The sequence below is a fragment of the Exiguobacterium sp. Leaf196 genome, from assembly GCF_001423965.1.
GTDB lineage: Bacteria > Bacillota > Bacilli > Exiguobacteriales > Exiguobacteriaceae > Exiguobacterium_A.
In genome coordinates this window covers 1,037,568-1,062,316 of the sequence record NZ_LMPV01000001.1, presented here as the reverse complement: position 1 = coordinate 1,062,316, position 24,749 = coordinate 1,037,568, and the positions used below count along the sequence as shown (strand labels likewise).

The following is a 24,749-nucleotide window of genomic DNA, read 5'->3' as shown; positions in this document are numbered from 1 at the left end:
GATCGACGAAGAGATTTCCTGATTCGTCGGTCGGATTTTTTATGATGGAAGAAAAGTTGTAAGTTCAAGAATCGATGAGAAGATGTTCGTAAATCAGAGTTCAATAAAATAAATCGTCCTGAAAATAAAAGCTAAGTTTATTCACGAAGAACTAATTGAGGTGGGCGACGACTGGAAATAAGATGAAAGTATCAGTAAAAGGTGGTTTATCTATGGAAGGAGTGACATCATGCAGCTCAAAGAATCGATTTACTTTCACTCACCGATCTTCATCCAAAACTTGTTGACGACTTTACAAGGACGTCGCCTGTTCCACGAACGATATGGTCCAGCCTATCAACAACGCCTACAAGAACTGAAGCAGAAGTTAGGACGACCGAATGACATACGGGCGGAACAGTTGCATCGATTAAACGACTTCCTTTCTTTTTGCCAAACGCATAGTCCGTATTATCAGGAATTGTTTTCCTCTCTTGCGTTAGAGCTCCCTCTACGATCGATTGACGAACTAACACAAATTCCTCCTTTGACGAAAGAAATCTTACGACAACAAAATGAGGATGTCCATGCGCGCGTCCATGCTCCGATTCTCGGGAAAACGGGCGGTACGACCGGCAAATCGATTCAAGTCCATTACACGAAAGAAGACATGCAAATCCGCATGGCGCATCTCGACTTTTTCAAATGGACACATGGCGTCGATCAAGGGATGCGCCGTGCGAGTTTTACCGGTCAAATGCTTGCCTCGCCTCAACAAAAGGCACCGGTTTATTGGCGGACAAATAAAGTCATCAATCAAATGTTGTTCTCGATCAAAAACATCAATCCGAAAACCGCAGCTGCATATATTGAACAACTCAATCGGTTTCAGCCGGAATCAATTGATGGTTTGCCTTCAGGAATGATCGAAGTTGCACGATACGCTAAAAAATATGGTTTGACTTGCACATTTCGTCCAAAAGCGATTTTTCCGACGGCTGAGATGATGACGGCAGAAGAGCGAGCACTTGTCGAGGATGTTTTCTATGCGCCAATCTATGATCAGTATGCGTCTTCAGAAGGGGCTCCGATCGTCGCGGAATGTCCGTATGGCAAAAAACATTTACATTATGAGATGGGAATCATTGAACGCGATGAGGATGGCGAAATTCTCGTGACGAGCTTCGATACGCACGGCACACCACTTATTCGCTATCGAGTTGGAGATCGCATGACGCTCAGTCAGGAAACGTGTCCTTGTGGTCACCAAGGTCCGATCATCGCTTCGATTGACGGACGAGGACGAAGTTTCATCCAATTACGAAATGGACACCGTGTCTTTGAAGGGGAGCTCGCGGGAATCGTTCGAGCGTTCCCGAACTGTATCGAACGTGTGCAATATATTCAAGAGACGCGGGATGAGATTGTGTTATTGTATGTGCCGGATGAACGGTGCTTCGAAAAAGAACACGAGAAGAAACTCTTTTTCGTTCTTGATCGATTGTTTGAAGGACAACTGAATGTCGTCATGCGCGCCGTACCCGAAATTCCGAAAGAAATCAGTGGAAAGACGCTACTGATTAAGCAACAGTATGTATGACATACGAAAAGGTGAGATCACCGATGATCTCGCCTTTTCGTATGTCCTGAAACCATCAGTCGCGCGGACGCACCGGAATCCAGATGGCAGATTGATAATCGGCGGCAGACGGGTCGCCTACCGAATAGACTTCGAGTTCTGCATGAGGTAACGGCTCATAACCATGTGACGGAAGCCATTCTTGGTAGATGCGGTGCCACATCTCTTGAATGGCGTGCGGCATCGGACCGACAACTGGGAACGTCGCCCAAAGACTCGCCGGAATCGTCATCGTTTCCTGACCAGGCAGGACTTCAGTTGTCGTCGTCGCGATCCAATAATCCATCGATGCTTCGGTGAAATTGGAGCAGACACCAATCACACCATCAATCTGACCGTCATTTTGTTTGAACAAGGTAGCATCTTGACCGGAATGATTCACATCATTCCAAAACAATGGAATCAGTTGCTGTTGGGCACCATCTTGCGTAGGAAAATGTTTTCGCCATCCTGAAATCTGTAAAGCAGGCCGTTCGATGAGTTGATAATCCATTTGATCCAGTCCCTTCAAAGTCACCTGAATGCTCAGGCGGTTATAGGCGTGAACCCGACGTCGCTCGTTTCGCATCAACGTCGGGGAACAACCATGCTGACGTTTGAAAGCTTTTGTGAAAGCTTCCGGTGTCTCATAACCAAAACGTAAGGCGAGATCGATGATTTTTTCATCCGTCTGTGTCAATTGTTGCGCAGCAAGCGTCAGACGTCGCCCTCTGATGTATTCCGGTAAGGTCATCATCGCAAGTAAGGAAAACGTTCGTTGTAAAGGATATGCCTGCATCTGAGCCACGCTTGTCAAAACGTTGAGATCAAGCGAGTCTTCTAAATGATCTTCGATATAGTCAATGACGCGTTGAATCGATTCGAGCCACATCTTGTCACCTCCTTGTTTTCAGTATAGTAGAGCGTTGATCATCGGACCTGTCCAAGGTGATATCAATTTGTCAGGATGCATGTTCCCTTGTATTTGTCATATTCTTGTCAGGTACATAGGCTATCGTAGAGACATCGAAACCGTTACTTCCCTTGTGAAAGGACGTGATGACATGGGTATCAAAGAGCAGATCTACAATCGCTCTCCTCTATTTCTCCAGCACCTCTTCACAACCCTCTATGGGTATCAATTGCATCGCGAACGTTATGGACCGGTCTATCAAGAACGGTTTCGGATGCTCCTCGAACGAGAACAGTCGACGATCGACGTCAAAGCGGAACAACTTGACCGTTTAAATGACTTCCTTCGCTTTTGCATTGAACACAGTTCCTATTATCGTCAGCTCTTCATTTTGCATGGCATTCTTTTACCGTTAAAGGACCTATCCGAACTAAAACATATTCCGGTACTGTCAAAAGAAATATTACAAACGCACATGGAGGACATTCAAACAGATATTGTTGCGCCAGTTATAGGGAAAACGGGCGGAACAACAGGCACATCACTGCAAGTGCGATATACGATACCGGATATGCAAATTCGAATGGCCCATCTGGATTATTTTAAGCGACCCACGGTGTCTACCATGGCATGCGACGGATCAGCTTTACGGCACAGGATCTCGTACCCGAGCGTCAACAGACGGACGCCTACTGGCGGATGAATCGAGCGGCGAATCAACTCTTATTCACGGTAAAACGATTATCCCCGCGGACGATGGCAGCGTATCTTGAAGCCATCGAATGTTTTCAACCAGAAACAATCGATGGTCTTCTGTCAGCGATGATTGAACTCGCCCGGTTTGCGAAGCGAGAAGGGAAACGCTTGACGTGTCAACCGATTGCTATTTTTCCAACGGCTGAACGAATCGAAGCGGAAGAGCGCCAGGTCATCGAAGAAGTGTTTCATGGACCAGTTTTTGATCAATATGCATCGTCTGAAGGAGCACCAATCGTCTCGGAATGTCGACTTGGTCAAAAACATCTGCATCATGAGATGGGGATCATCGAACTCGATACAGACGGGGAGATTCTCGTGACGAGTTTTGATGCACACGGCACTCCCCTCGTTCGCTACCGGGTCGGAGATCGGATGACGCTCAGTCAGCGCACCTGTTCCTGTGGTCACCCGGGACCAATCATCGAATCAATTGACGGAAGGGGGCGGGCATTCATCCAAAAACCGGATGGTCAAAAGATTTTTGAAGCGCAACTGTCGAGTATCATCAAACATTTATCAAACAATATCGAGCGTATTCAATATGTCCAATCGACGCCGGATAGCGTATCGATCTACTACGTTCCTGACGCGGAGCGATTCAGTCAATCAGACGAACACCTTCTGATGGAGCGTCTGTACCGTTTATTTGGTCGTGATATCAAACTTGATGTCCAAGCCGTTTCATATATCGATGCTGAGGAAAGCGGAAAGATTTTGCTCATTAAATCAAGCTTAACAGGATAAAAGAAAGAGGTTGACCCAAAAAAAGAATGACGTGTCTTTTCACGCCCTGTCTTCAGGCGAGACACGAGCCAGTTTTCCTGTTTCATTCAAGCAGGAAAGCGGGTCTTGTTTGTCTCTGACAGCGCAAAGATGCGCTTTTTCCTATAAGAGTTGCGTGAAACGGGTCATTCTTTTTGTTATGAGATAAGAGTGGCAGATCATTATTTTACCACCCTTATCTTTGTAGAGACTGACTTTTGAGTCAGCCCCTTTCTAATTTCTTCTCACCATACCTCGTGTAAAAGTAAAAAACATCTCCGCTGATAGTATTTCTAAAGATGTACCACGTTAAAAATGTTAAAGTGCCTCATTGATTTAGATTTTTTTCGATATCCCTTACCTTTTGTAAAAGCCATTTTTTATTTTCTTTGTCTTTTACGATGATGAAATCTTCTGTTCCTTTAACAGCATAGATGGTGGATCCGACTGAAAAGAGATTCGATTGACTGTTCGCTTGGGGCATTTCGTATGTTTTTGTTTTCTTTAGTATCGTACTAATTTTTTCTCCTTGTTGTTTAGATGCGTCCAATTCAGCTTCTGTTCCGTTATATTCTTTATTGTTCACAATGACGATCATGGCATAACTAGTTTCATCCTCTATACCGGTTTGATTGCATCCGCATAAAAATCCAATGAACACAATGACGAATATCCTTTTCATCGGAACCTCCTTATATGAGTATTTGTTGAATGGTAACGTAAATTCATAATAGGTAAAGGTCGCTTCCTTTACCAAATATAAGGTAAAATCAGGAAAAGGAGGAATGTAGATGAAGCCCCAGATTTTACTGTTAGGCATGTTCCATCTTGATCGACCGGCAAATGGTGATCTGATTCGTCCAGTAATTTTTGATGTCGCATCAGAGAGACGGCAACAGGAAATCAAGGAAGTCGTCGTTCGATTGAACAGATTTCAACCGACTTGCATTGCTCTTGAAACGTCACCTGAACGCATAAGTGACCTGCAACATACATATGACACCTATCAACACGAGAGTGATTTAACCGCTAATGAACGGCAACAAATCGGCTTTCGCCTAGCCCGGATGGCAGGATTAGCACAGTTGCATGGAATCGATTGGAACGAAATCGTACCAGGCGTACCGGATTTAGGAATAGTCCGTTCACATCATCCGGAAGCTTTCGAGACAATCGTCACTGCTGAGATGAAGCGGACTGAACAGTTAGAGAACGCGATGGAGCAGTTATCCTTTTCCGAATGGCTCGATCGATTGCACGCTGAAGAGACGATTGCAGCGTCCGCTAAGGTCTACGATCAAATCGAACAGCTGGAAAACGGGCGGATTTGGATCGAATGCTACTGGCATGCCCGTAATCAAAAGATTGCCGATCGTCTACTGCAACTTGCCCAGACGACCGAGCGAATCGTCTGTTTGTACGGTGCTGCGCATCTTCCGCTATTAAGACAATATTTAAATGAATCGAACCAAGTTGTAGTGATGACATGGAACGATTGGAACAAGTATAAGGAGTGTATGTAAATGCTATTTCACTACCATATTTGGACACCACATTTGGAGGAAACAGAAGCCTGGTACACAGCACGCGGATTTCACGTTTCCCAGCGCATTGGGAAGAAAAATGGAGAATTTTCTTCGTTTAATCCACCTCTGACATGGAACGATTTTCGAACGGATAAGATTGTGTTTCGGATCATTGAAATGAAACGCGGGGCAGTGAACGTGACTATCGGGTACGGGAAGGTCATTCGCTTCGACCACATCGGATTTTTGATTCAATCAGATGACTTGCAAATGATCCTTGACCGTGCAGAAACACTTTCGTTTACAGTCCAACCGAATGAGCGTCGGACGTTCTTGCAGACACCATACGGATTACGGATTGAACTGCAAATCCATGAAGATGCGATTGCGGATACTGATGGAACGACACTTGAGCGTCTGATCCTAGCGACGCCGCTCGAAGGATTAGAGGCGGATTTAGCGAAACTGTTCGATCAACCGGTTCCGCAAATCCAAACCGTCCGCGGGGAGAAGACCGTCTTGCAAGAAGCAGTCTTTTCCGACGTATCGCTAGCAGGCACGGATCCGAACGGTGTTCAGCTCGTCTGCTCATAATCAACGAAGACTTTGATCGGGAGATCGGTCGATGCCATTAAGGCAGCGAAGCAGTTGGCGAGCTCCGAAAACGAAGTTTCTTGTTCGAACAAAGCAGGTAATGTCGCGTGACGATCGTTGGAAAAAAGCCAGTCTGCGTGCATATGGTAGCTCCAACCGTCACTCGATGCAATGATCTGAAGTTCCTTTGCGTGAAACGCGGGCGTCAACGTCAAAGATTCACGGTTGCCGTCCGATAAGACGCAGATTGCACCATGAGGACGGACAGCGGATTGAAGTTCGGCAAAGGCCGCTTGACGCCCGGAACATTCGATGGCGGCGTCATACGTGTCTGAATCCGGCGTGACGATGTGTGCCCCTAATTGACGTGCTAATTCAGCTCGGGAGGCGAGCGGCTCGATGATATCTATCTGGCGAACGTTAACGTAATGCCGTAAGTAATGTACCGTCAACCAACCGATCGTACCCATTCCAGTAACTAAGACTCTCGCGTCGGGCGTCAATGTCAGTTTTCGGACGCCTTTTGCCGCGTCACAAGATAGAATCAGTAGCAAAGCTTCACGTGGTGAGACATAAGCAGGAACCAAAATGACCTTCGACTCAGGTACGACCGCTTGATCTTAATGACCATAGAAGCCGACGACCCGATCACCGGGTTTGACGGTTTGGACCGCTTCACCAACAGCAAGCACTTCCCCATAACTTTCATATCCGGTCTCGAGCGGATAGTTATAGCTGGTTTCAGTCATGTCTTGTTCTAGCCATTGCGGAAGTTCGGCGCCGATACTAATGGCACCGGCTAGAGTGCGGACGTGGACGTCATGGATGCCGAGCGGCGGCAGTTCCCGAACGAGATAACCGGGCGTCTTCGGCTCCACAAGACAGCAGATCGTTGTAGTGTTCAACATATGAACCTCATTTCATTATTGGATTGATTACATATAAATTAAGCATATACCACTTTACTTGTAAAATATAACAATTCGAAACCAGAAATGAGGTAGAATAAGTAAGGGAAGGGGGAGGTCGAATGGAACCATTATTGATTTTGGCTTTGCTCGTGTTCGCATTCTTGACGTTTCGGTACAGTAAAATCCTTGTCCGAAAGGATATCTCTACCGCAAACAAACGACTCGCGATCGTCTTTTATTTGATTGCTGTCAGTGCACTCGGCGCTGTCGTCTATTTTAACGTATAAGGAGGATCATCCATGCACTCAACAACAAAACGACGAATCGGTGCGTATATCATCAACCAGGCTGTCTATCTCGGACTTTCCGTCGTCATCGAAAAAACGGTATTACGACGTGTGAAGTCAGAAGTCGTTCACGCCGTCGTGACACAACCGACGATCAGTTTTCTAGGAGAAGTCGCGCAATTAAAACTGTTGAATGGAAAAACGATTGGTGGTCAGATCTGTGGTATTCAGGTCGAGAGCGAGAACGGATTGCCGTTGACGACGAAACAAATCGTCCGTCGAACAGTTTATCGCGATACGGTCTCGTTGTTTAAGATTCGACCGTACTGGAAACCGTTTCTCGAGAACGGACAACGATTACCGGAAGATGACTTTGCGAGAACGATCGTCCACTTGAACCAGGAGAAGCTAAAAAATGAAGCTTGATTTTCATGTCCATAGCGTCCGCTCCTCTCACCCAACAGGAGCCATTCTACTCTACCATGGTTGGGGCGGTACGGCTGTTTCTTATCTAGAGTTTGCACGACAATTATCTGAAGAAGGGTTCGATGTCTTTATCCCGGAACTTATTCGACACGATCAACGTGAACCGTTTGATCATCCGTTTGATCCAGAAGTATCGACGACCTATTTTTGGACGGTCGTTGAACAATCGATCAAGGAAGCGACAGCTATCATCGAACAATCAGGCTGGCATGTTTCAGATGTGATCGCGATCGGCGTCTCGATGGGTGGGTTCATTGCCCACGGAATCATGGCGCATTTGCCGATTAAAGCTCTCATTGCGATCAATGGGGGCGGTGCCTTTCTTGAAGCGGAGCATCAATTCCGCACGCGCGACGGACGACCTGCTATCAAAGAAACAGATGTACCATGGAAGATCGATCCGATCGATGTGATGGATGAGCGTCCGCGTTTGCTCCTGCACGGGGATGCTGATGACATTATTCCACTATCAATCCAGCAGTACTATCACGTAACAGCAGTTCAAGCAGGTATGACGCAAACGACTGAATTATGTGTTTTTCCGGGTGTGAATCATACTGTGACGGAGGCGATGATCGAACAACTGATTGTCTGGGTGAAGCAAGTCAAACTTCAAGGGGCGACAGATGGACTATATACGTTTTCTCCGCAGTAAGGTCGGTCAGGAAAAAGTGATGTTGAACTTTGCAGGTGGCATCGTCTTCGACGAAGAGGGACGCATTCTTCTACAAAAACGGCGGGAGCAACAAGCGTGGGGCTTTCCCGGCGGCGCACTGGAACTCGGAGAGTCGATTGTCGAAGCAGCCAAGCGTGAGATTTTCGAAGAGACCGGAATTCATGTCGCGATTGAACGTTTGAGTGGTGTTTATTCGCAGTACGAAGAGATTTATCCGAATGGGGATGTCGCCCAACCAATCGTTCATTTTTTTGTTTGCCAAGTCAATGGAGGACAGTTAACGATCGACTCCAATGAATCATTGGACATTGCCTTTTTTGAAAGAGACCAGATGCCAGAACTCTATAGCGACTTGCATCAAGTCGCCTGGAACGATTTTTTGACGGAAATGGGTCCGGTCTTTCGATAATGAAAAACATCCTTCTGATTTTGACGTCAGAGGGATGTTTTTGCATGCTACACGTTTAGCGTTCGAATCCGCCTTCGGAATGAATGACTTGTCCGGTCACCCAGCCACCGTCTGGACTAACGAGGAATTGAATCAATCGTGCAACGTCTTCCGGCGCACCGATTCGCCCAAATGGAAAACTAGGTTTAAGCGCTGTCCGTGTTGCTTCATCCATCCAAGTCGAGTCAGTCGGACCCGGATTGATGGCATTAACGGTGATACCAAGCGGTGCTACGGCTGCCGCATACGTTTTCGTAAATGTTGACAATGCACCTTTCGTAGTAGCGTACGCAATCTCGTCAGGCATTGGACCGAGATCTTGTCCGGACGTCAATTGGATGATACGACCGGAAGTTAGATGTGCTTCAGCAAATCGCTTTGTAAAACGTGTCGCGAGTAATAGCGGTGCCCGGAGATTAACGGCATAGTGTTGGTCGAGGCTTGCTGCATCGAGCGTTTGCCAATCTGTCATTGTCGAATGAGCAGCGTTATTGATCAGGATGCTTGGTGCTCCAACATCTTCTATGCGTGCGAATAACTCGTCAGCAGCATCTGATTGACTTAAATCAAGTTCAATCGCAAGGACTCGGGCACCTTGATTTTCGAGTTCGGTTGTAAAACTAGCCGCCCAATCCGCTGTTGCTTTAAAATAAGTAAAGACCAGGTCATGTCCGGAAGAGACAAGTTGGCGGCAGATTGCAGCTCCGATGTCGCGTGTCTGACTGGCACCGGTCACGATGGCAATCGATCGTTTTGTCATATATATGCTCCTTTTAAGTAGATGGATTTGTAAAAACCAAATGTTTACAGAATCAGTATAACGGAATGAAGAGAAGAAGAGAAAGCGTTATCATGATTTAACATACTAAATAATTGCATGTTTATACCCAAAGTGTGGTAAAGGAAAAGTGTACAAAATCATTCGTTAAACAGGTAGGGAAGGGTGAATCAATCATGAAAGCAATCGTCTTATTCGATGGAGAATGCAATCTCTGTGACGCGAGCGTCCAGTTCATCTTAAAACGAGACCAGGGGTACCATGATTTTGCATCGTTACAAGGGGAGACAGGGCAAGAACTCGTAAAGCGCCACCATCTCCCGGAAACGATTGACAGTGTCGTCGTAATTGACCGGGGTGTACCGTATATCAAATCGGATGCTGCGTTACGGATTGCCGGTCATTTAGGAGGTGGATGGCGTCTGTTGAGAGTGCTTCGCATTGTTCCACGTTCACTCCGGGATCGCATCTATGATTTCGTTGCAAACAATCGTCATCGTTGGTTTGGACAAAAGCAGCAGTGTGCACTGCCATCTCCGGAGACACGTGCTCGATTTCACGACTAAATATGAAAAACCGCGACGAATCGGTCGCGGTTTTCTTCTGTTCATTAGTTGGTCACATGCAACCAGTGACAACTTGGCAACGGGTTGCCGAGGAAACTTAAACCTAAATCATGGGCTTGGTGGATTGTTTCAAAACAATCGTCTCCTTCATCCAGATATACTTCATGGTGCGGTGATTGGAGATGTGTTCCTGCGATACGCCAAAGATTTGAATGATGCGCTACCTTGATTTCGTAGTCGATATTAGGTGAGACGACGAGCGGATTGCCGACAGAGTGGTGGAGCGTATATCGTGTTGGTGATTGATCTGATAAATAGACCCGCTGAGTCGACGCTACATCTTCTCGATATAACTGATGACGAGCATCAAAAGATCGGGTAGGGTTTGCTTGTTTTGATAGTTGATGAGTGGTTTCACCATCAAATGTCAGGACTTCTGTAAAGGTGCGATACTCTTTTGAAAAAGGCGAATATTGTCGCGCATCGCCTTCGAAATAACGATGCGGAGAAAACGGATTCGGGTTCATGAGAATCGGAGGAGCAATGAACGTCAGTACACGCAATCGGTAAGAAGAAACCTTCGTATGTGAAGCGGATAGCGGGTACAAAGAAAAATAGAGCACGAACTGTTCGAATTCTCGTTCCCGGTCTTGTTCCTGTTTTATCTGATTCGTAACGCGGGCGAACGTCTCAATCATTCGTGCGAACGGCATCGATTTTCTGGAAATAGGACGGAGCACCCGGATTTCGAAACGTGTAAATTGTTCAGGGTTAATCGTTCCTTGCCATTCAGGTGACGCAGTTTGACCTAATCGATGCCCATCTTGAAATACCGTATAATGCGATACCTCTGGGATTTCACCCCACAACAGTCGGACAGCATGATCTTGTTGGATCAGGACAGTCATTTTTCGGTTCCAGAACAAATCATCTGTACTTGAAACAAGAGCGGTGACGATACGTGTCTTCGAATCTGAATCGATCAGTTCGAATGACAAAGGCTCAAATAAAGGAAGTGTCTCCGTTTGATAGCTATTCGAGTTCTGAATGAAACACGGTCTACCATTTAATAAGAGACGGACGTTACTTGTCCCTTCCCAGGTGAGGCAAACAGTTTCTCCACTTTGTTTGATTTGAATATGATTGATGTCAATCATGAGACTGATCGCTCCTTACACGAATTCTGAAAGAAAACCCCTTCCACTTCAAAATCAGAAGGGAAGGGGGAACGTCATAGTAAGCCTTTAGCGACTTCTAGTTTTTCTTGATCGTGTTTTAATTGTTTTTTCAAGTCATGCGCGTGATACATCTCATGATCGATCATGTATCCGGCGATTGCTGCGTGAGTCTGAATGGCTTTGTTCAACTGTTCAGTCAAGACTTTTCGAACGTCAGGAGAAGCCGTTTCCGTAATTGCAACAGCATAAGCGCGGACAAGTGATTTGCTGCTGATCAAGAAGTCTGTCGCAATCAACTCGTCGCGTTTTTTACTGGGACGGCTAATGGATTGAAGAGCTTCATTCATGCAAACCGCCTCCTTCATGATCTGCCAATAGCTTTTGTAAATCGTTTAATGCTTGTTCGCTATCTTTAATGTCTTGAGCAATCAATTTTTCAAGCGTCTCATCTTTGACGAAAGAACGTACGGCAACAGCTTTAACGAGACAGGCTTGTTTCATCGTCATGATTTCATGGATTTCGAGTGTTTCATGGATTGCAAGTGGTGATTTAGCCATCGATCTCACTCCTCATCATGTAACATACGTTTGACAGTATCTTTGACGTTTTGCATTCCTGTTTTTTCTGCTAGGTCGTGGTGAAGTTTGTGTGCCGGTACCTTCATTTTCGGAATATTTCCTTGCGGTGCAGGATTTTCTAGATGAACGAATTCACCGGTTCCATCCTGCGCTTCCCCTTGAGCCCAGCGACCTTCTTTTGAAGCTGTGCCTTCCGATAGGTCCCAGAACTCATAAGCATGCGGTTGCGCTTCCATCTCATCTTCCGGTGCGAAAGTAGCAGGCACGACAACTCCGTTTTTCGTCTCCAGTTCTTCGATCGCAGCCATCCATTGATACTGGTGATACCGGTCGCGAGCGAGCATCTTACGGAAGGTAGCGCGAACGCCTTCATCCGTCGTCATATGATAGAGGCGAGCGACCTGAAGACGACCTTGTGATTCAGCATGTAGATTCGAACGCATGTCTGCCAATAAGTTACCGCTCGCGACGATATAAGATCCGTTCCACGGAATGCCGTTGGCGTTCGATGGCAGTCCACCGAGACCGCTGACAAGAAGATGCTGTGGATTCATACCCCCGAGAATTGCTGCCGTCGCTGGATCTTTGGCAGCTTCTGCCTGATCATCCGGTGACGCCCCGTCGAGCAATTGAGAAATGAGGGAACATAGCATTTCAACGTGTCCGATTTCTTCCGTCCCGATATCCATCAACATATCCTTGTACTTTTCTTCACCACGGCAATTGAAGCCTTGGAAAAGATATTGCATCATGACAGTCATCTCACCGAATTGTCCACCGAGTACCTCTTGCACGGCCCGAGCAAGCTTTGGATCGGGTCGATCAACCTTGACTTCGAATTGTAATTCTTTTTGATGGCGAAACATGAAAAGAACCCCCTTTAAGTTTTAAACATATGCGATTTACACATGTTATATACCTTATTCAGTTTCTTTCAAACCTGTTTTACCTTATTTTTCGATAGGTTGAAGTGAACGTTTAATCAAAGAATGACTTTTTGGATCATTGATCCATTCAGTGATGTTGTTAAAGATGAAGGATGTCTCGTTCAAGATGGACCGTCGCCACTGTTTATTTTTAGGGATGTAAAGTGCATCGAATCGCTCTCTAATCCGTCGAGGGGCAACTGCTTGATTGAAAAAGAGACGATTTTCATCGATCGTTGCTTTTAACGTTCGGAGCAGGGCAAAAGGATGCTTTCCAAGCGTTCCACATTCTACGGTTAAACCTAAAAAACCGATGTGTCGCTTTTTTGTTTCTTCATACAGATAGTTTAACCATTCTCCTTCAATTGCATAAAACTGTTGATCTCGTGGTTGATCGACGATCGGATAACGTGTGTATACTTCTACCTCCCTAGCGTGTCGTGGATCTTCCGACGACATGACGAGTTGGACTTGACCCGCTGGTCCATAACCCGTATGGCAGTCGAGCATCACGACGTTTTGGTAAGCAGATAGTGTATCGACGAGCCGACTTAACACATCGGAGAAGTAAGCGTCTTGCGTATGTCCGCCATAATAGAATCCGGTCGGATGCTTGAATTGTCCAAGTGTCGCAGCCTTTAAAAAAGCGTGTGGACCTAGACGAAGCAAGTCGTATAAGACATGCAGTGTAAACGGTATATAATCCAGACGCCGTCCTGAACCTGACCGTTTTATAAACAAAGATTGCAACTCATCAAAACCCGGATTGCGTAAATCTGCCTTTGAAAAATCGTGAATCGCGTTTCGATTTAAATTGAGGTTATGCTGTGTTTCTTTTCGATGATGTTTCATCCCATATGCATTAATACCATGGATCAGCAAAATATCGACTTCTCCCGTATTTACCTGTTTCATATGGTCTGATAAAAACTAAAGCTGCATGGCACTCCCTGCGTACCCTTCGATTCCATGTAATCCACTGGTTAAGATCAGTAATGTTGAATTATTACCGGACTGGCCGTGCCACCAATCGGAATAGAGTGACGCTTGTTGTTCCAGTGAATCATGCGTTAGCTTCGGATAATGCTGAGAAAGAATGTGCTGTGGAGTCTCATTGAAACGTTGGCGTGCTGATTCATACGTTCCAGAAAAATAATGAAGCATGGTTATTCCTCCTTATTCATCAAGCATGAACTCGAGGAGCAATCCAGTGATAATGTCGAACTGAGAATTTCTAAGGCATGATCTTTTGCGACAGCGGTTTCTGCTGCGGTACAGTCTGCAGGGACATGAATGGCATATTCCCGCATATAGGCGTCATTTGCTGTAAATAAGATACACATATCGGTCGTTAGCCCGGTGATAATAAGACGCGAGACATCCAAATGCTTCAATAAAATATCGAGCTGAGTACCGAAAAAACCTGAGTGCTTGGGCTTGATGATGAAGTAATCATCCTCTTCTGGATGGAGTGCTTCGATGAGTACATCCCCAAGACCTCCGCGGCACTCATCAATGATTTGATTGACATTTTCCTGCCACAGACCAAAATTGTCATTGACGTAAATCACGGGAATATTTTGACGTTTACAATGTTGTTTTAATTTTGTGAGTGGTGAGAGGATAGGGAGCGTTTGTTGCATTAACTGCTCAGCTCCTTCAAAATCCATCTTATTAATGACGTCAATGATCAACAATGCTGTATTTTCTTGAACAGTCATGGTGGACTCCTCTCATAAAAAAGTAATCAAATAATGATAAGGCGAATAGAGTTGGGCTTTAGAGATAAAAATCTCGGAAGGGGAGGCTGATTCACGGGCTCCCCGGACATCAATTAAACAGCGATAAATAAGTGATTCCAATTCAGCGATGAAATCAGAGTATTGATACAAAGCATCATTCAATCGTCTTTTGCGGTGATCCTCCATCAAGACGATGCAGGGGTTGGTTTCTTTCAGTGCCATGGCACTGAAGACAGTTTTATGCTGTTTAAAATCTTGATTTAAACAGTGAACGATTTGATTTAAATCAGCTTCCACGTTCTTCACTTCCTAGTTGTAGATTATTCATACTGTTATTGTACATGTTATTGGTTGTGTTCCACTCTTCATCACGAGGTAAACGGATAAAAAAGTCAGATCCTTTTCCGATTTCTGAATGAACGGTGATTCTCCCACCATGCGTTTCGATGATTTCCTTACAAATCGGTAAACCGAGACCTGTTCCTTGAACTTGGAGGTGGTCTGCTTGTTCCACACGGTAATACGGATCAAACAGGTAGGGAAGATCTTGTTTTGGGATACCATATCCGTCGTCGCTAATGGTGATGACAATTTCAGCTTCACAGCACGCTAACGAGATTTGGATATTTGAATCAACGGGAGAGTATTTTATCGCATTATTCAAGATGTTTAATAAGACCCTCCGGATTTTTTCTGGGTCAGCCGTAATCAGGCAAGGACCGTCAGTTTGGATTTGTAAATGATGCGTTGATGTCGCAACGTTCAACCACTCCGTTAACTCGATGAGCATATGTTCGATGCAAAATGATTCTAACTGATAGGATTCTTTTTGATGACTAAGTCGCTGATAATCTAGGAATTCGGTTAACAGTTGACTGAGTCGCTGTGTCTCACTCCGCATGGTTTCTAAATATTTTCGCTGTTTTGAAGGAGATAACGACCGGTGTAACATTAATTCACTGAATCCTTCAATGGAGGCAAGTGGCGTTCGAAGCTCATGTGATAAAACCGAAATGAAGTTTTGCTCCTTTTTAGCATGGTTGACTTCAACTGTGCGTTCACGAAAAACAAATAGAATACCTTGACGTTCGGGTAAAAATTCTGTGTAAAGTCGTAAATGACGATCGTCTGGCATTGAAAAATCCTGAGCAGGAACGACTGATGCGTGGTCAAAGCCTGCTTTGATTTGTTCGACATATGCATATAACGCCTCTGTTTCGAGAATCAACGGTTCGAAGGCTTCGATGACGAATGCTAAGTTTTCAGATTGGTTTTCAGAAGGTGACCAGTTCGGAAATAATTGATGAAACATGCGATTCGTAAAGACATTCGTATTCGTCACATCGACGAATAAGATAGCTTCTCGTAAACCATTTAAAATGCGCTGAATCAATTGATGGTGTTCTTTTATACGAATGTCATCAAGCAATCGCATCAACCCGATATTTAATAAATGAGTCGTTTTCTGAAGTGCAACAGTCTCAGTAAAACGATGATGAAATTGTAACGTCAATGAACCAATGAATTTTGACGGACTGTGTAAAGGGAGAGCACATAACGTCAACTGCTCCTTCTCGATTAGATGGATGGATGTATCTAGCTCGGTCTTCGCTTCTAACTCCAACCGTTCTTTGTCATAAATTGGTTCGTCTGATAGTGCGATATGGACAGGTTCAAAATTCTCCGACTGCGGTGAAAAATAGATATGAGCCGCCCGAAAATGACTACCGATTACTTGTAGCCAGGTGTGAAGACCTGAAGTAGATTGATGACGCAAAATTTGAGTGGCTAACTGATTTTGAAATTGAAGTTGTCGCTCGATTGTTTTTTGTTGGTATAAAGACTCTTGAAGTTGTAAATTAGCAACTTGTGTTTGCTGGTGTTCAAATGCGAGCAACGTCGTCATTTGTTGCATCGATCGCCCAAGTGTACCAATCTCATCGTAACGGTTCTGAAAATCATTCTGTACCAATCGATCAGGCTGTTTCGTTTGATCGACGAGATCGAGTAAATCTGTTCGAAAAGACCGCACAAGTCTTAAAATCAAGTAACTGAGAAGACAAAAAGCGATGATCATCACACCAAAGGCGTAGCGTAATACTTCAGCGGTTCTTTGTTGTAGCGACTGCTGTGCGTTTTTCTCTTCATTATGAATCATTCGAAAGTAGTCGTTAACGACGAAGTCAGACTGCTGAACCAGCTTTTGATTATCCGTACGTATTTGCAAAGTGACTTCCTGTTCCAAAAATCTCGAAAATTGAACGATTTGACGCGAAAATCGTTCGTCTGATGGATCTGAATGACGTTGACTGAACGATTCAACGTTTTTTTGTAAACGTTTCAATCTTTTATTGATTTGCTTCAGTTCATCTTGATCATTAAAATCAATTTGTTGGACTTGGAGATTGACTTGTTGTGCTTCATTCCAAAGCGTGCGAGCTTGCGTTTTTTGTAATGTGATCTTCTGTGATGAAGTTCGGTGTTGCTCTAGCTCTTTTTGAGCGAAGTAAAATGTTAAGACGCTGATGCTTGCAAAAATTAAGAAATTCGAAAACAATAAAATATAAAACCGATGGAACATACTTGATGAGAGCCAATTCATGACAAGACCTCTTTCTAAAAAATAAATAAACAAACTTTAAACGTACATGTTTAAAAGAATCTTATCATAGACTTGAAATAACTAAATGGTTTGCTTCATCAAATTAAAATACCATTTTACTTTTTCCGAGAAATGCCTAGATTTTGACACTTCATATCCTTTAAGATAAACGATATACATATGTGCAAAACCACTATAAACAACACTTTAAGCCATACTATTGATTGTGAAAATGAGTGAGCTTCTGTACTATGTCTATATAAAGGAAAGAAAAAGAAGGTGAAATGGATGAAGATGACTCGCTCTACGGACTATGCCATTCGTGTGCTTATTTTCGCAGCGTCGCATCCGACTCGGCTCGTGCAAATTCAGGAAGTGGCAACCCATTATGATATTTCTAAAAATCATTTGATGAAGATTGTCCATTCATTGAGCAAGTTTGGTCTCATCATTTCTGTACAAGGTCGTAATGGTGGGTTCAAATTAGCGAAATCCCCAGAAACGATTACGTTAGGAGAAATCGTTCATTTATTTGAAGAAGTATCCTATCTTGAAAATGTGACAGTTCCAAATAAAAATGGTAGTTTGCAAAACACACGACAAGCGTTCGATCAAGCATTCACGTCCTTTACGGACGCGCTGCAGGCATATACGTTACAAGATTTAATCGCGCCAACGATGAACGATTGATGGAAGAGTCAGAGAGGAATAGATGATCTCTGGCTCTTTATCCGTGTACATATTCCAGTCATGCAGATTTTTATCAGATGATCATATTAAATATGATTATAACTAGTATCTTTTATGTTACTATAAACAAGATTCGGAGGCTATTCGAATCTTAGTTTTGAAACAAAAACATGTACACTTTGTACTTGTTTTTGTGGTATAACTTTACAGAAGGGAGGTTTTTTTCCCAATTCACCTGCTTGATTTCATACAGGACTCTTACTGTCCATTCACATAAAGGATTAAAGGCATTCGTCCGTTGATCCATGCAAAAGGGAGGGTTTCGGTATGTCCGAAATGACCATCGAAATGTTCGTTCACTTCGTTCAACATTTAGTGCATTCTCCACGATTCATCGTCCAGCGTCAGCATGAACATGAGAACGCCTACATGTTTGAAATTCGAGAGTTGAATCTATCGCGTGTCTCAAAAGCCGTATTGCTTCATAAAACAGTTGATCTTCTCCAGGAAAAGACGTCAGAAGATACTCGCGAAACGTTGACGAATGAACTGGTCACTCTATCACAAAAGACATTAATGAAGTCAGATACGATTGCTACACTTAAAGTGGAGTCTACAATAGATGACTCATTGCATCTTACATTTTCAGAAGACAAAAAGATCTGGTTTTCTGGAAATCTTGATACAGAAGAAGCGATCAATCGATTCACAGAACATTTTCAAAGCGTCATAAATGACGATCGAACGTCTTATTAAATAAAGCAGGTCGAGCCACATCAGTGGTTCGACCTGCTTTTGTCTTATCTTCTGCAGAGCATTAAGACGTTGCCGTTGGAATAAAGTAAGCAAAATCATCGAAACATTTAATGTCATAAATGATAAATGCTTGTAGTGGTCGGATGAACTGATAAGATGCATCAATGTCCGTCGTATAATAATTAAACAAGGCATGTGGTTGTGGTGAAGGAGGATGTCGATCTATTGCGTCATTCGTGTGATCATCGAGCGTTAAACGAGTTGGACCTTCGAAGGGATTATTATAGACAGTTGACGTGACACATAACGAATCAAACGGCAGCTGAAGTAACTAGTGATACCAAGCGGCGAAACGTTTTACATCTAAAAGACAGTGTTCAAACAGTGCACAATGAGAGGAAACGAAATCGACATAATAATCTCATGCTTCATTTTTCATACATGTTCATTTCAGCGAGCATATCTTAATCCCTATAATTGGAATATGTTATGATGTATCAGGAAAATCATTTACGAATTGGAAAGGAATGATGATATGGAAACCATCATCTGTACGACGTGTGGTGTCGAACAAATCAATCCGCATCGCGAAACGTGTCCGATTTGCTTAGAAGAACGACAGTATGTCAATCCAACCGGTCAAACATGGACGACACTCGCTGCCATGCAAGCGTCAGGAACGTACCAAAATATCATTATGGACGACGGAGCAGGTGTCTATGCGATTCAGACGACACCAGCATTCGGCATCGGTCAAACGGCATATCTCGTCCAAGGAAAATCGTTCAACCTGTTATGGGACTGCATTACATATCTTGATTCCGCAACGAAAGAGCAGCTTGACGAATTAGGCGGGCTTCAGGCGATCGCTTTATCACATCCGCATTATTACGCGACACAAGTCGAATGGGCGGAGACTTTTGACGTACCGATCTATATTCATGAAGACGATGCGTCGTTCGTGACGCGACCAAGTGAGCGCATCGTATTCTGGAGTGGTGAACGCTTGGAGTTAACGGAAGATTTGATGTTACATCGCGTCGGTGGTCACTTCAAAGGAGCAGTCATTTGTGAACGAAAAGACGCATCAGCAGGGCTATTGTTGACAGGAGACATCATTCGGATCGTTGCCGATCGGGCATGGGTCAGTTTCATGTACAGTTATCCGAATGTGATTCCGCTTCCGGCAAAGACGGTCGCGCGCATGGCAGAAACGTTACGTCCGCTTCACTTTGAAAAATTATATGACGCCTTTCATCGGAAAATCGAAACCGGTGCGTCTGAAGCAGTGGCGCGCTCTGCAGAGCGGTACATTGCTGCCTTGAACGGGGACTGGTTCACGACATGAAGTCGCGCTTGATCGTCATCCGCGGGAACTCCGGTAGTGGAAAAACGACGCTAGCTAAGGCATTACGATCGGTCTTACCGGATAGTATCCTGTTTTCGCAAGATGTCATCCGTAGAGAAATGTTGAACGCAAAAGATGGACCAGGAAATCCGGCGATTCGCTGGATCGAGGAGTTGGTCAAACTTGCTGACGGACGTCATGCGACGATTCTGCTAGAAGGAATTCTCGCACAGGATTGGTACGGTGAGATGATTGACCGGTTAGAACGCCGCTTTACTTCACGGTACACGGCGTATTATTTTGACGTCTCATTCGAAGAAACCGTCCGTCGCCATGCGATGCGGCAACCGACGGAGTTTTCTGAGACGGATATGAAACGTTGGTGGATTGATCAGGATCACCGCCCGACGGATCGTCTGATTGCTGAGAATAGATCGATAGCATCCGTGATTCAAATGATAGAACAAGAGCAGATGGGAGAGATTGAATGACACATTATATTTTTGACATGGATGGAACGTTGTTTCAAACGAATGCCGTGCTTGCGCATGCGCTAGAAGATGTCTTTCATGAGTTGCGTCAGACGGGGCGCTGGGAAGGAGAGACTCCACTCGCGCTCTATCAGCAGATCATGGGCGTCTCGTTACCGGAAGTCTGGCAGACGTTACTACCGGACTTTTCACCCATAGACCAACAGGCTGCGGATCAAAAGTTTCGACATGGCTTAGAGCAGGCAGTCAAGTCCGGGCATGGTTGTTTATATCCAGGAACGGTCGAGTTGCTCGCTCGTTTGAAACAAGCGGGTCACTCGGTCTATATCGCTAGTAACGGATGGCCGTCCTACCTATCAGCGATCGTAACGACGTATGGTCTTGAAGCGTATATCGATCATGTCTATAGCATTGAAGACATTCGTTCCGGTGATAAATCAGCACTCGTACGAGAGATTTGTAAGACGCACGATATCTCGTCCGGATACGTCGTCGGTGACCGTTTGTCCGATTTCAAAGCAGCGCAAGCGAACGGACTAGTAGCAATTGGTTGCCAGTTCGATTTTGCGCAAGAGCAGGAACTCGTAGTTGCGGACCGAATCGTAACAGAGCTGAGTGCTGTCTACTAAAAAGAGCCGTCTTCTGCGGAAGACGGCTCTTACTTGTAGCAATTATTCTGCCCACCAGAGGGCATCGTCTGGTTTTTTTGCGATCGACGCGACTTCTTTTTCACTCGATACAGTCGGATGCGATCCTTTAAGTGCTTTACCGGCTGTATTTTTAAAGAGGAAGAAGAACGTGACAAACCCGATGACGCTGACTGCTGTTAGATAGAAAGCAGGAGCGAGCGGATTTTGCGTCTCATGGACGAGCCAAGTCGAAACGAGTGGCGTCGTTCCACCGAAGATCGAGACCGAGACATTGAACGTCACGGATAGTGTCCGGTAGCGGACATCCGTATAGAAGATACTTGGTAGCAGACTTGGCATCGTTCCTTCAAAGATCGCCAAGAAGAATCCGAGGATGAAGATTCCGATTCCGACGAACAAGAGTGGTTTAAGACCAATCAAGAAGAACGACAGGATCGAAAGCAACGATAGTCCTGCTAACGCGAAGAGGACGATATTGCGATTGCCTTTTTTATCACTTAGTTTTCCGAAGAAATAAGCGAGTGGAATCATGATCACCATGACACCGGTGATGAGAATCGTACTTGTCGAACTTGACATACCAATGACTTCATCAAGGTATGATGGCATGTAGGACAAGAGCATATAGTTCGTAATGTTGAAGAACGCGACAGCAATGAAACAAAGGATGATATCACGCTTATGATCGCGTAAGATTTCGCGGAATGTCGCGGGTTCTTCTGTATTTTCATTAATCTCATTTTCGAAGATTGGCGACTCATCCAAATGACGACGTAAATAGAGACCGAATAAACCGAGTGGTGCTCCAAGGATGAATGGAATCCGCCATCCCCAAGATGCCATTTGATCATCTGATAAAGTGACAAAAAGTGTTGTAGCAAGTAATGAGGCAAGAATGTACCCACCGAGTGTTCCGATTTCAAGACCACTTCCAAGAGCACTCCGTTTGTTATCAGGTGACGACTCGGCAATGTAGACCATTGCTCCGGCATATTCTCCGCCAGTCGAGAACCCTTGTAAGATGCGGGCTAATAGTAAAAGGATGGGTGCCCAAATTCCAATTTGATCGTAGGTCGGTAATAATCCGATGATAAGCGTTGAACCGGCCATCATAACAATTGTCGTCGTTAAGACAACCTTCCGTCCAAGTCGATCTCCGATGCGTCCAAAGACGATTCCGCCGATTGGTCGCATTAAAAAAGCGATCGCAAAGGTCGCAAAAGTAAAGACAAGCTTCAGTTCATCATTTTCAACAGCGCTAAAGAAGTTTTGACTGATGATGATTGCGAGATAGGAATAAAGACCAAAATCGAACCATTCCATCGCATTCCCAATTCCGGTCGCGTAGACACTCTTTTTGGTTTGCTGCATGTCAACGACATTGACTTTTTCTTTTCTGAATTTCATAAGTTCTGTTCACTCCCTTTGATAAGTTTGTATCGTACCATAGGGAGAAATGAAGTCAAGTTACCAATGGGCTTAACCAATTGAAAATGACTGAAAACGGCTCTATGCCGGGGGTTGTCAAACCGTTGATGCTCTAAGGACGAACAGGGGTGTGCATTTTTTATGAAAAAAATTGAAATTTTTTTAGATGTTTTCTTAAAATCGAAACTATTTTCATGTGTTTTCATAATTTAAAAAATCAGTAATCCGCCTATAGAAGGAGGGCAGGAGGACCATATTTTGGTAAGTTAAAAATGCAGATGGAAAAGTGAAGGAGGAGTACATATGAAAAAGAAATGGATCGCAATCCTGGTTATCGGTCTCATTGTAATAATCGGTGGTTGGTATGTCAGTTTTCAAGAATCACAAGTATCTGGTTTTCCGGTGCCGCGATTTGCTACGGCAATTGAAAAACAAGGTGAGTGGAAGATCAAAACTCGACTTGTCTCGGAAACCGATGGACCGGGTTTACTGTATGGAACTCGGATCCGACAAGCCGGTTGGGAAGAACTCGATCGTGAAGGCGCAACAGCGTGGTATGAAAAAGACGGGAAAGTGGTTGCCTTGACGACGTTTGATGGGGAACTGTACCTCGAAAATTCTAGTAAAGAAGAGATTCGATTATAAAATCACAAAATGAGGCCATGATTGGATCATTGCTGTAAGAACTTCAAAAGGATTGCATGGCACTGGCTCATGCAATCCTTTTTGTCTTAATCGTCTTTAGAAGAGGAGAGTTGTTTATGGGTCTTAGAATCATAAATTTTATAGGAAATCGGGAACTGATGATTCTTCGTTGAAATGACGCGACAATAATAGGGCACGTCTTCTCCGTACGCTCCTAATTCCGGATTTTCTAGGAAGGTGAAATCCTCATAATCCTCTGTTGAGTCGAAAATAATAGAAATGGAGTGAGTCTTACCCGAGTTTTCCTCTACATAACAGTCACCTTTGATGACAGCATGGTTCTTGAAAACGATCTGCGTAAGGCTAGGAACCGTCCAGTAGAGTAGTCCAACTCCAAATAACGTGATCAAGATGAATTGAAGTTTGGTTTTAAATGATTCTGTTGAGTCTTTCCATGTACTAATCGTAAAAAAAACGCCGCCAAAAAGTGTAATGATTCCGAGGATGAGCATTCCATAGTATTGAATAAGTTCACGATTCATCCAAGTTTGCTCCGTTCCTCATAAATATAGTCCGTTCGCCTGGACGACGAAGTGTGAATGTTCGTAGTGGTAGGTGATGACGGAATAGTCGAACGGACGACCGTTCGTTAAGTGAAAGACTGTCTCGATCGTCAATCCAGGATCGCCCTCGGCGAGATCCAGATGACGAGCCGTCTCTGCGCTTAATTTCCCGACGTGCATGTACATATCCGAGAATCCAATGTTCAATTGCAGTGCTGTCTCTAAATATTCGAAGATCGATTGTTCGACGATTTCGCGATTTAAGTACGGAACGATCGATTGACGATAATAAGACTCTTCGAGACAGAGGATTTTGCCGTCAATGAAACGGATTCGCTTAACGTAATAGACTGTCTCACCCGATTCGATCCCAAGATTCTTCGCGATATTATCCGTTGCATCGATTGGTTCGAGTACGAGAACAGTTGACTCAATCGTATGACCGACGAGATTCTGCTTGAATCCTTGAGTCGAGAACAATCGAATATAGCCGGTCCGATTCGTCTTACGGACAAAAATCCCGCTTCCACGGACTTGAAAGATGATGCCTTTTCGTTCAAGCAATTCGAGTGATTTTGTCATCGTCGTTTTACTGACAGCGAACTGCCGGATTAGTTCTTCGAGGATGGGTAGTTTGTCGCCTTGCTTTAACTCATGTTTTTCTATGTATTGCTCGATTTCATCGGCAGTTTGCTGGTATTTCAGCATAGGACACCTTCTTTTCTCACGAACTGATTTCTAATGTGAGTTTAGCATATTATTGATGTCTCCAAAATAGAATAGTTAATTAAATTATTTATGTATTGATTAATTGTGCATGTACAATTAAAATGAAAGGGTATTCAACG

The 24,749-nt window shown here is 44.3% G+C and carries 31 protein-coding genes and 1 pseudogene; 16 read left to right on the top strand and 16 right to left on the bottom strand.

Annotated elements, in window-relative coordinates; translation table 11 throughout:
- The first annotated feature begins 229 nt into the window (after positions 1-229).
- Positions 230-1,579, top strand: a complete 1,350-nt coding sequence (locus ASG02_RS05740) for a phenylacetate--CoA ligase family protein (RefSeq protein WP_056061865.1) — start codon at positions 230-232, stop codon at positions 1,577-1,579.
- A 55-nt stretch (positions 1,580-1,634) separates the two neighbouring features.
- Here the strand turns inward: ASG02_RS05740 and ASG02_RS05735 are convergent, their stop codons facing one another.
- The gene (locus tag ASG02_RS05735) at positions 1,635-2,489 is read right to left on the bottom strand and encodes an AraC family transcriptional regulator (RefSeq protein ID WP_056061863.1); all 855 of its coding nucleotides are present in this window, start codon (positions 2,487-2,489) and stop codon (positions 1,635-1,637) included.
- 172 nt (positions 2,490-2,661) lie between these two features.
- Here ASG02_RS05735 and ASG02_RS15790 point away from each other — a divergent pair, with 172 nt between their 5' ends.
- Both ASG02_RS15790 and ASG02_RS15785 read left to right on the top strand, forming a co-directional pair.
- Entirely contained in the window at positions 2,662-3,213 is a 552-nt protein-coding gene (locus ASG02_RS15790) for a hypothetical protein (RefSeq protein WP_235514010.1), read from the top strand.
- Positions 3,141-4,013, top strand: a complete 873-nt coding sequence (locus ASG02_RS15785; protein WP_235514009.1) for a hypothetical protein — start codon at positions 3,141-3,143, stop codon at positions 4,011-4,013. Before ASG02_RS15790 ends, ASG02_RS15785 begins: the two co-directional genes overlap by 73 nt.
- Before the next feature lie 346 nt (positions 4,014-4,359).
- On the opposite strand, the gene ASG02_RS05725 is transcribed toward ASG02_RS15785, so the two are convergent.
- Positions 4,360-4,713: a hypothetical protein gene (locus ASG02_RS05725; protein ID WP_056061860.1), complete on the bottom strand. Its 354-nt coding sequence runs from the start codon at positions 4,711-4,713 to the stop codon at positions 4,360-4,362.
- A 109-nt stretch (positions 4,714-4,822) separates the two neighbouring features.
- Here ASG02_RS05725 and ASG02_RS05720 point away from each other — a divergent pair, with 109 nt between their 5' ends.
- Positions 4,823-5,554: a DUF5694 domain-containing protein gene (locus tag ASG02_RS05720; protein ID WP_056061858.1), complete on the top strand. Its 732-nt coding sequence runs from the start codon at positions 4,823-4,825 to the stop codon at positions 5,552-5,554.
- On the top strand, positions 5,555-6,151 hold the full coding sequence (locus ASG02_RS05715; protein ID WP_056061855.1) for a hypothetical protein: 597 nt from the start codon (positions 5,555-5,557) through the stop codon (positions 6,149-6,151). It abuts the gene before it with no gap.
- On the opposite strand, the gene ASG02_RS05710 is transcribed toward ASG02_RS05715, so the two are convergent.
- Both ASG02_RS05710 and ASG02_RS15490 read right to left on the bottom strand, forming a co-directional pair.
- Positions 6,133-6,738: a hypothetical protein gene (locus ASG02_RS05710; protein WP_056061852.1), complete on the bottom strand. Its 606-nt coding sequence runs from the start codon at positions 6,736-6,738 to the stop codon at positions 6,133-6,135. The two genes, ASG02_RS05715 and ASG02_RS05710, sit on opposite strands and share 19 nt — an antisense overlap.
- A gap of 33 nt (positions 6,739-6,771) precedes the next feature.
- Positions 6,772-7,059: an alcohol dehydrogenase catalytic domain-containing protein gene (locus ASG02_RS15490; protein WP_056061849.1), complete on the bottom strand. Its 288-nt coding sequence runs from the start codon at positions 7,057-7,059 to the stop codon at positions 6,772-6,774.
- Positions 7,060-7,181: 122 nt separating this feature from the next.
- Between ASG02_RS15490 and ASG02_RS15585 the strand changes: the two genes are divergently transcribed.
- Genes ASG02_RS15585 through ASG02_RS05690 form a run of 4 tightly spaced genes read left to right on the top strand, consistent with a single transcriptional unit; the run spans position 7,182 to position 8,920 of the window.
- On the top strand, positions 7,182-7,349 hold the full coding sequence (locus tag ASG02_RS15585; protein WP_156358986.1) for a hypothetical protein: 168 nt from the start codon (positions 7,182-7,184) through the stop codon (positions 7,347-7,349).
- Between the two features lie 12 nt (positions 7,350-7,361).
- The gene (locus tag ASG02_RS05700) at positions 7,362-7,775 is read left to right on the top strand and encodes an RDD family protein (RefSeq protein ID WP_056061846.1); all 414 of its coding nucleotides are present in this window, start codon (positions 7,362-7,364) and stop codon (positions 7,773-7,775) included.
- On the top strand, positions 7,765-8,490 hold the full coding sequence (locus tag ASG02_RS05695; protein WP_056061843.1) for an alpha/beta fold hydrolase: 726 nt from the start codon (positions 7,765-7,767) through the stop codon (positions 8,488-8,490). Before ASG02_RS05700 ends, ASG02_RS05695 begins: the two co-directional genes overlap by 11 nt.
- Entirely contained in the window at positions 8,462-8,920 is a 459-nt protein-coding gene (locus tag ASG02_RS05690; RefSeq protein WP_056061840.1) for an NUDIX hydrolase, read from the top strand. Before ASG02_RS05695 ends, ASG02_RS05690 begins: the two co-directional genes overlap by 29 nt.
- A gap of 55 nt (positions 8,921-8,975) precedes the next feature.
- Here the strand turns inward: ASG02_RS05690 and ASG02_RS05685 are convergent, their stop codons facing one another.
- Entirely contained in the window at positions 8,976-9,725 is a 750-nt protein-coding gene (locus ASG02_RS05685; protein WP_156358985.1) for an SDR family oxidoreductase, read from the bottom strand.
- A 188-nt stretch (positions 9,726-9,913) separates the two neighbouring features.
- Between ASG02_RS05685 and ASG02_RS05680 the strand changes: the two genes are divergently transcribed.
- Positions 9,914-10,303 (top strand): thiol-disulfide oxidoreductase DCC family protein, encoded by a 390-nt coding sequence (locus ASG02_RS05680; protein ID WP_056061834.1) that lies wholly within the window; start codon positions 9,914-9,916, stop codon positions 10,301-10,303.
- Positions 10,304-10,347: 44 nt separating this feature from the next.
- Here the strand turns inward: ASG02_RS05680 and ASG02_RS05675 are convergent, their stop codons facing one another.
- From ASG02_RS05675 to ASG02_RS05635, 8 genes and pseudogenes are all read right to left on the bottom strand, one after another.
- Positions 10,348-11,460, bottom strand: coding sequence for a hypothetical protein (locus tag ASG02_RS05675; RefSeq protein ID WP_056061832.1), 1,113 nt, complete (start codon positions 11,458-11,460; stop codon positions 10,348-10,350).
- A gap of 74 nt (positions 11,461-11,534) precedes the next feature.
- Positions 11,535-11,828: a spore coat protein gene (locus ASG02_RS05670; RefSeq protein WP_056061829.1), complete on the bottom strand. Its 294-nt coding sequence runs from the start codon at positions 11,826-11,828 to the stop codon at positions 11,535-11,537.
- A complete protein-coding gene (locus ASG02_RS05665) occupies positions 11,821-12,039 on the bottom strand; it encodes a hypothetical protein (RefSeq protein ID WP_056061826.1) in 219 nt (72 codons plus the stop codon). The genes ASG02_RS05670 and ASG02_RS05665 overlap by 8 nt, the downstream gene beginning before the upstream one ends.
- Positions 12,040-12,044: 5 nt before the next feature.
- Positions 12,045-12,926, bottom strand: coding sequence for a manganese catalase family protein (locus tag ASG02_RS05660; protein WP_056061823.1), 882 nt, complete (start codon positions 12,924-12,926; stop codon positions 12,045-12,047).
- An 84-nt stretch (positions 12,927-13,010) separates the two neighbouring features.
- Positions 13,011-14,150, bottom strand: a pseudogene (locus ASG02_RS05655) (M14 family metallopeptidase).
- A gap of 2 nt (positions 14,151-14,152) precedes the next feature.
- Positions 14,153-14,707 (bottom strand): cysteine hydrolase family protein, encoded by a 555-nt coding sequence (locus ASG02_RS05645; RefSeq protein WP_035407544.1) that lies wholly within the window; start codon positions 14,705-14,707, stop codon positions 14,153-14,155.
- Between the two features lie 12 nt (positions 14,708-14,719).
- A complete protein-coding gene (locus ASG02_RS05640; RefSeq protein ID WP_035407545.1) occupies positions 14,720-15,025 on the bottom strand; it encodes a hypothetical protein in 306 nt (101 codons plus the stop codon).
- Positions 15,015-17,330 carry a cell wall metabolism sensor histidine kinase WalK gene (locus ASG02_RS05635; RefSeq protein ID WP_056061813.1) on the bottom strand — a complete coding sequence of 772 codons (2,316 nt, stop codon included), beginning with the start codon at positions 17,328-17,330 and terminating at the stop codon, positions 15,015-15,017. The genes ASG02_RS05640 and ASG02_RS05635 overlap by 11 nt, the downstream gene beginning before the upstream one ends.
- A gap of 288 nt (positions 17,331-17,618) precedes the next feature.
- On the opposite strand from ASG02_RS05635, the gene ASG02_RS05630 reads away from it, so the two are divergent.
- The 5 genes from ASG02_RS05630 (at position 17,619) to ASG02_RS05610 (ending at position 21,244) form a co-directional block, all read left to right on the top strand.
- Entirely contained in the window at positions 17,619-18,020 is a 402-nt protein-coding gene (locus ASG02_RS05630) for an Rrf2 family transcriptional regulator (protein WP_056061810.1), read from the top strand.
- A 327-nt stretch (positions 18,021-18,347) separates the two neighbouring features.
- On the top strand, positions 18,348-18,776 hold the full coding sequence (locus tag ASG02_RS05625) for a hypothetical protein (RefSeq protein ID WP_056061808.1): 429 nt from the start codon (positions 18,348-18,350) through the stop codon (positions 18,774-18,776).
- A gap of 535 nt (positions 18,777-19,311) precedes the next feature.
- Positions 19,312-20,124 (top strand): MBL fold metallo-hydrolase, encoded by an 813-nt coding sequence (locus ASG02_RS05620; RefSeq protein WP_056061805.1) that lies wholly within the window; start codon positions 19,312-19,314, stop codon positions 20,122-20,124.
- A complete protein-coding gene (locus tag ASG02_RS05615) occupies positions 20,121-20,615 on the top strand; it encodes an AAA family ATPase (protein ID WP_056061801.1) in 495 nt (164 codons plus the stop codon). The genes ASG02_RS05620 and ASG02_RS05615 overlap by 4 nt, the downstream gene beginning before the upstream one ends.
- Positions 20,612-21,244, top strand: a complete 633-nt coding sequence (locus ASG02_RS05610) for an HAD hydrolase-like protein (protein ID WP_056061798.1) — start codon at positions 20,612-20,614, stop codon at positions 21,242-21,244. Before ASG02_RS05615 ends, ASG02_RS05610 begins: the two co-directional genes overlap by 4 nt.
- Before the next feature lie 42 nt (positions 21,245-21,286).
- Here ASG02_RS05610 and ASG02_RS05605 read toward each other — a convergent pair whose 3' ends face one another.
- Positions 21,287-22,672: an MFS transporter gene (locus ASG02_RS05605; protein ID WP_035407564.1), complete on the bottom strand. Its 1,386-nt coding sequence runs from the start codon at positions 22,670-22,672 to the stop codon at positions 21,287-21,289.
- Between the two features lie 324 nt (positions 22,673-22,996).
- Between ASG02_RS05605 and ASG02_RS05600 the strand changes: the two genes are divergently transcribed.
- Positions 22,997-23,338, top strand: coding sequence for a hypothetical protein (locus tag ASG02_RS05600; RefSeq protein WP_056061795.1), 342 nt, complete (start codon positions 22,997-22,999; stop codon positions 23,336-23,338).
- Positions 23,339-23,424: 86 nt separating this feature from the next.
- On the opposite strand, the gene ASG02_RS05595 is transcribed toward ASG02_RS05600, so the two are convergent.
- Together ASG02_RS05595 and ASG02_RS05590 are read right to left on the bottom strand one after the other, a co-directional pair.
- Entirely contained in the window at positions 23,425-23,880 is a 456-nt protein-coding gene (locus tag ASG02_RS05595) for a hypothetical protein (RefSeq protein WP_035407569.1), read from the bottom strand.
- A gap of 18 nt (positions 23,881-23,898) precedes the next feature.
- Positions 23,899-24,609, bottom strand: a complete 711-nt coding sequence (locus ASG02_RS05590; protein WP_035407572.1) for a GntR family transcriptional regulator — start codon at positions 24,607-24,609, stop codon at positions 23,899-23,901.
- Between the last annotated feature and the right edge of the window lie 140 nt (positions 24,610-24,749).

Coding starts and splice junctions, on each gene's coding strand:
- ASG02_RS05635 (WP_056061813.1), bottom strand. CDS start 17,330: ATGAATTGGCTCTCATCAAGTATGTTCCATCGGTTTTATATTTTATTG.
- ASG02_RS05600 (WP_056061795.1), top strand. CDS start 22,997: ATGAAAAAGAAATGGATCGCAATCCTGGTTATCGGTCTCATTGTAATA.
- ASG02_RS05700 (WP_056061846.1), top strand. CDS start 7,362: ATGCACTCAACAACAAAACGACGAATCGGTGCGTATATCATCAACCAG.
- ASG02_RS15585 (WP_156358986.1), top strand. CDS start 7,182: ATGGAACCATTATTGATTTTGGCTTTGCTCGTGTTCGCATTCTTGACG.
- ASG02_RS05660 (WP_056061823.1), bottom strand. CDS start 12,926: ATGTTTCGCCATCAAAAAGAATTACAATTCGAAGTCAAGGTTGATCGA.
- ASG02_RS05740 (WP_056061865.1), top strand. CDS start 230: ATGCAGCTCAAAGAATCGATTTACTTTCACTCACCGATCTTCATCCAA.
- ASG02_RS05610 (WP_056061798.1), top strand. CDS start 20,612: ATGACACATTATATTTTTGACATGGATGGAACGTTGTTTCAAACGAAT.
- ASG02_RS05630 (WP_056061810.1), top strand. CDS start 17,619: ATGAAGATGACTCGCTCTACGGACTATGCCATTCGTGTGCTTATTTTC.
- ASG02_RS05605 (WP_035407564.1), bottom strand. CDS start 22,672: ATGAAATTCAGAAAAGAAAAAGTCAATGTCGTTGACATGCAGCAAACC.
- ASG02_RS05715 (WP_056061855.1), top strand. CDS start 5,555: ATGCTATTTCACTACCATATTTGGACACCACATTTGGAGGAAACAGAA.
- ASG02_RS15785 (WP_235514009.1), top strand. CDS start 3,141: ATGCGACGGATCAGCTTTACGGCACAGGATCTCGTACCCGAGCGTCAA.
- ASG02_RS05735 (WP_056061863.1), bottom strand. CDS start 2,489: ATGTGGCTCGAATCGATTCAACGCGTCATTGACTATATCGAAGATCAT.
- ASG02_RS05720 (WP_056061858.1), top strand. CDS start 4,823: ATGAAGCCCCAGATTTTACTGTTAGGCATGTTCCATCTTGATCGACCG.
- ASG02_RS05725 (WP_056061860.1), bottom strand. CDS start 4,713: ATGAAAAGGATATTCGTCATTGTGTTCATTGGATTTTTATGCGGATGC.
- ASG02_RS05690 (WP_056061840.1), top strand. CDS start 8,462: ATGGACTATATACGTTTTCTCCGCAGTAAGGTCGGTCAGGAAAAAGTG.
- ASG02_RS05615 (WP_056061801.1), top strand. CDS start 20,121: ATGAAGTCGCGCTTGATCGTCATCCGCGGGAACTCCGGTAGTGGAAAA.
- ASG02_RS05620 (WP_056061805.1), top strand. CDS start 19,312: ATGGAAACCATCATCTGTACGACGTGTGGTGTCGAACAAATCAATCCG.
- ASG02_RS05625 (WP_056061808.1), top strand. CDS start 18,348: ATGTCCGAAATGACCATCGAAATGTTCGTTCACTTCGTTCAACATTTA.
- ASG02_RS05590 (WP_035407572.1), bottom strand. CDS start 24,609: ATGCTGAAATACCAGCAAACTGCCGATGAAATCGAGCAATACATAGAA.
- ASG02_RS15490 (WP_056061849.1), bottom strand. CDS start 7,059: ATGTTGAACACTACAACGATCTGCTGTCTTGTGGAGCCGAAGACGCCC.
- ASG02_RS05680 (WP_056061834.1), top strand. CDS start 9,914: ATGAAAGCAATCGTCTTATTCGATGGAGAATGCAATCTCTGTGACGCG.
- ASG02_RS05695 (WP_056061843.1), top strand. CDS start 7,765: ATGAAGCTTGATTTTCATGTCCATAGCGTCCGCTCCTCTCACCCAACA.
- ASG02_RS05670 (WP_056061829.1), bottom strand. CDS start 11,828: ATGAATGAAGCTCTTCAATCCATTAGCCGTCCCAGTAAAAAACGCGAC.
- ASG02_RS05645 (WP_035407544.1), bottom strand. CDS start 14,707: ATGACTGTTCAAGAAAATACAGCATTGTTGATCATTGACGTCATTAAT.
- ASG02_RS05595 (WP_035407569.1), bottom strand. CDS start 23,880: ATGAATCGTGAACTTATTCAATACTATGGAATGCTCATCCTCGGAATC.
- ASG02_RS05665 (WP_056061826.1), bottom strand. CDS start 12,039: ATGGCTAAATCACCACTTGCAATCCATGAAACACTCGAAATCCATGAA.
- ASG02_RS05675 (WP_056061832.1), bottom strand. CDS start 11,460: ATGATTGACATCAATCATATTCAAATCAAACAAAGTGGAGAAACTGTT.
- ASG02_RS15790 (WP_235514010.1), top strand. CDS start 2,662: ATGGGTATCAAAGAGCAGATCTACAATCGCTCTCCTCTATTTCTCCAG.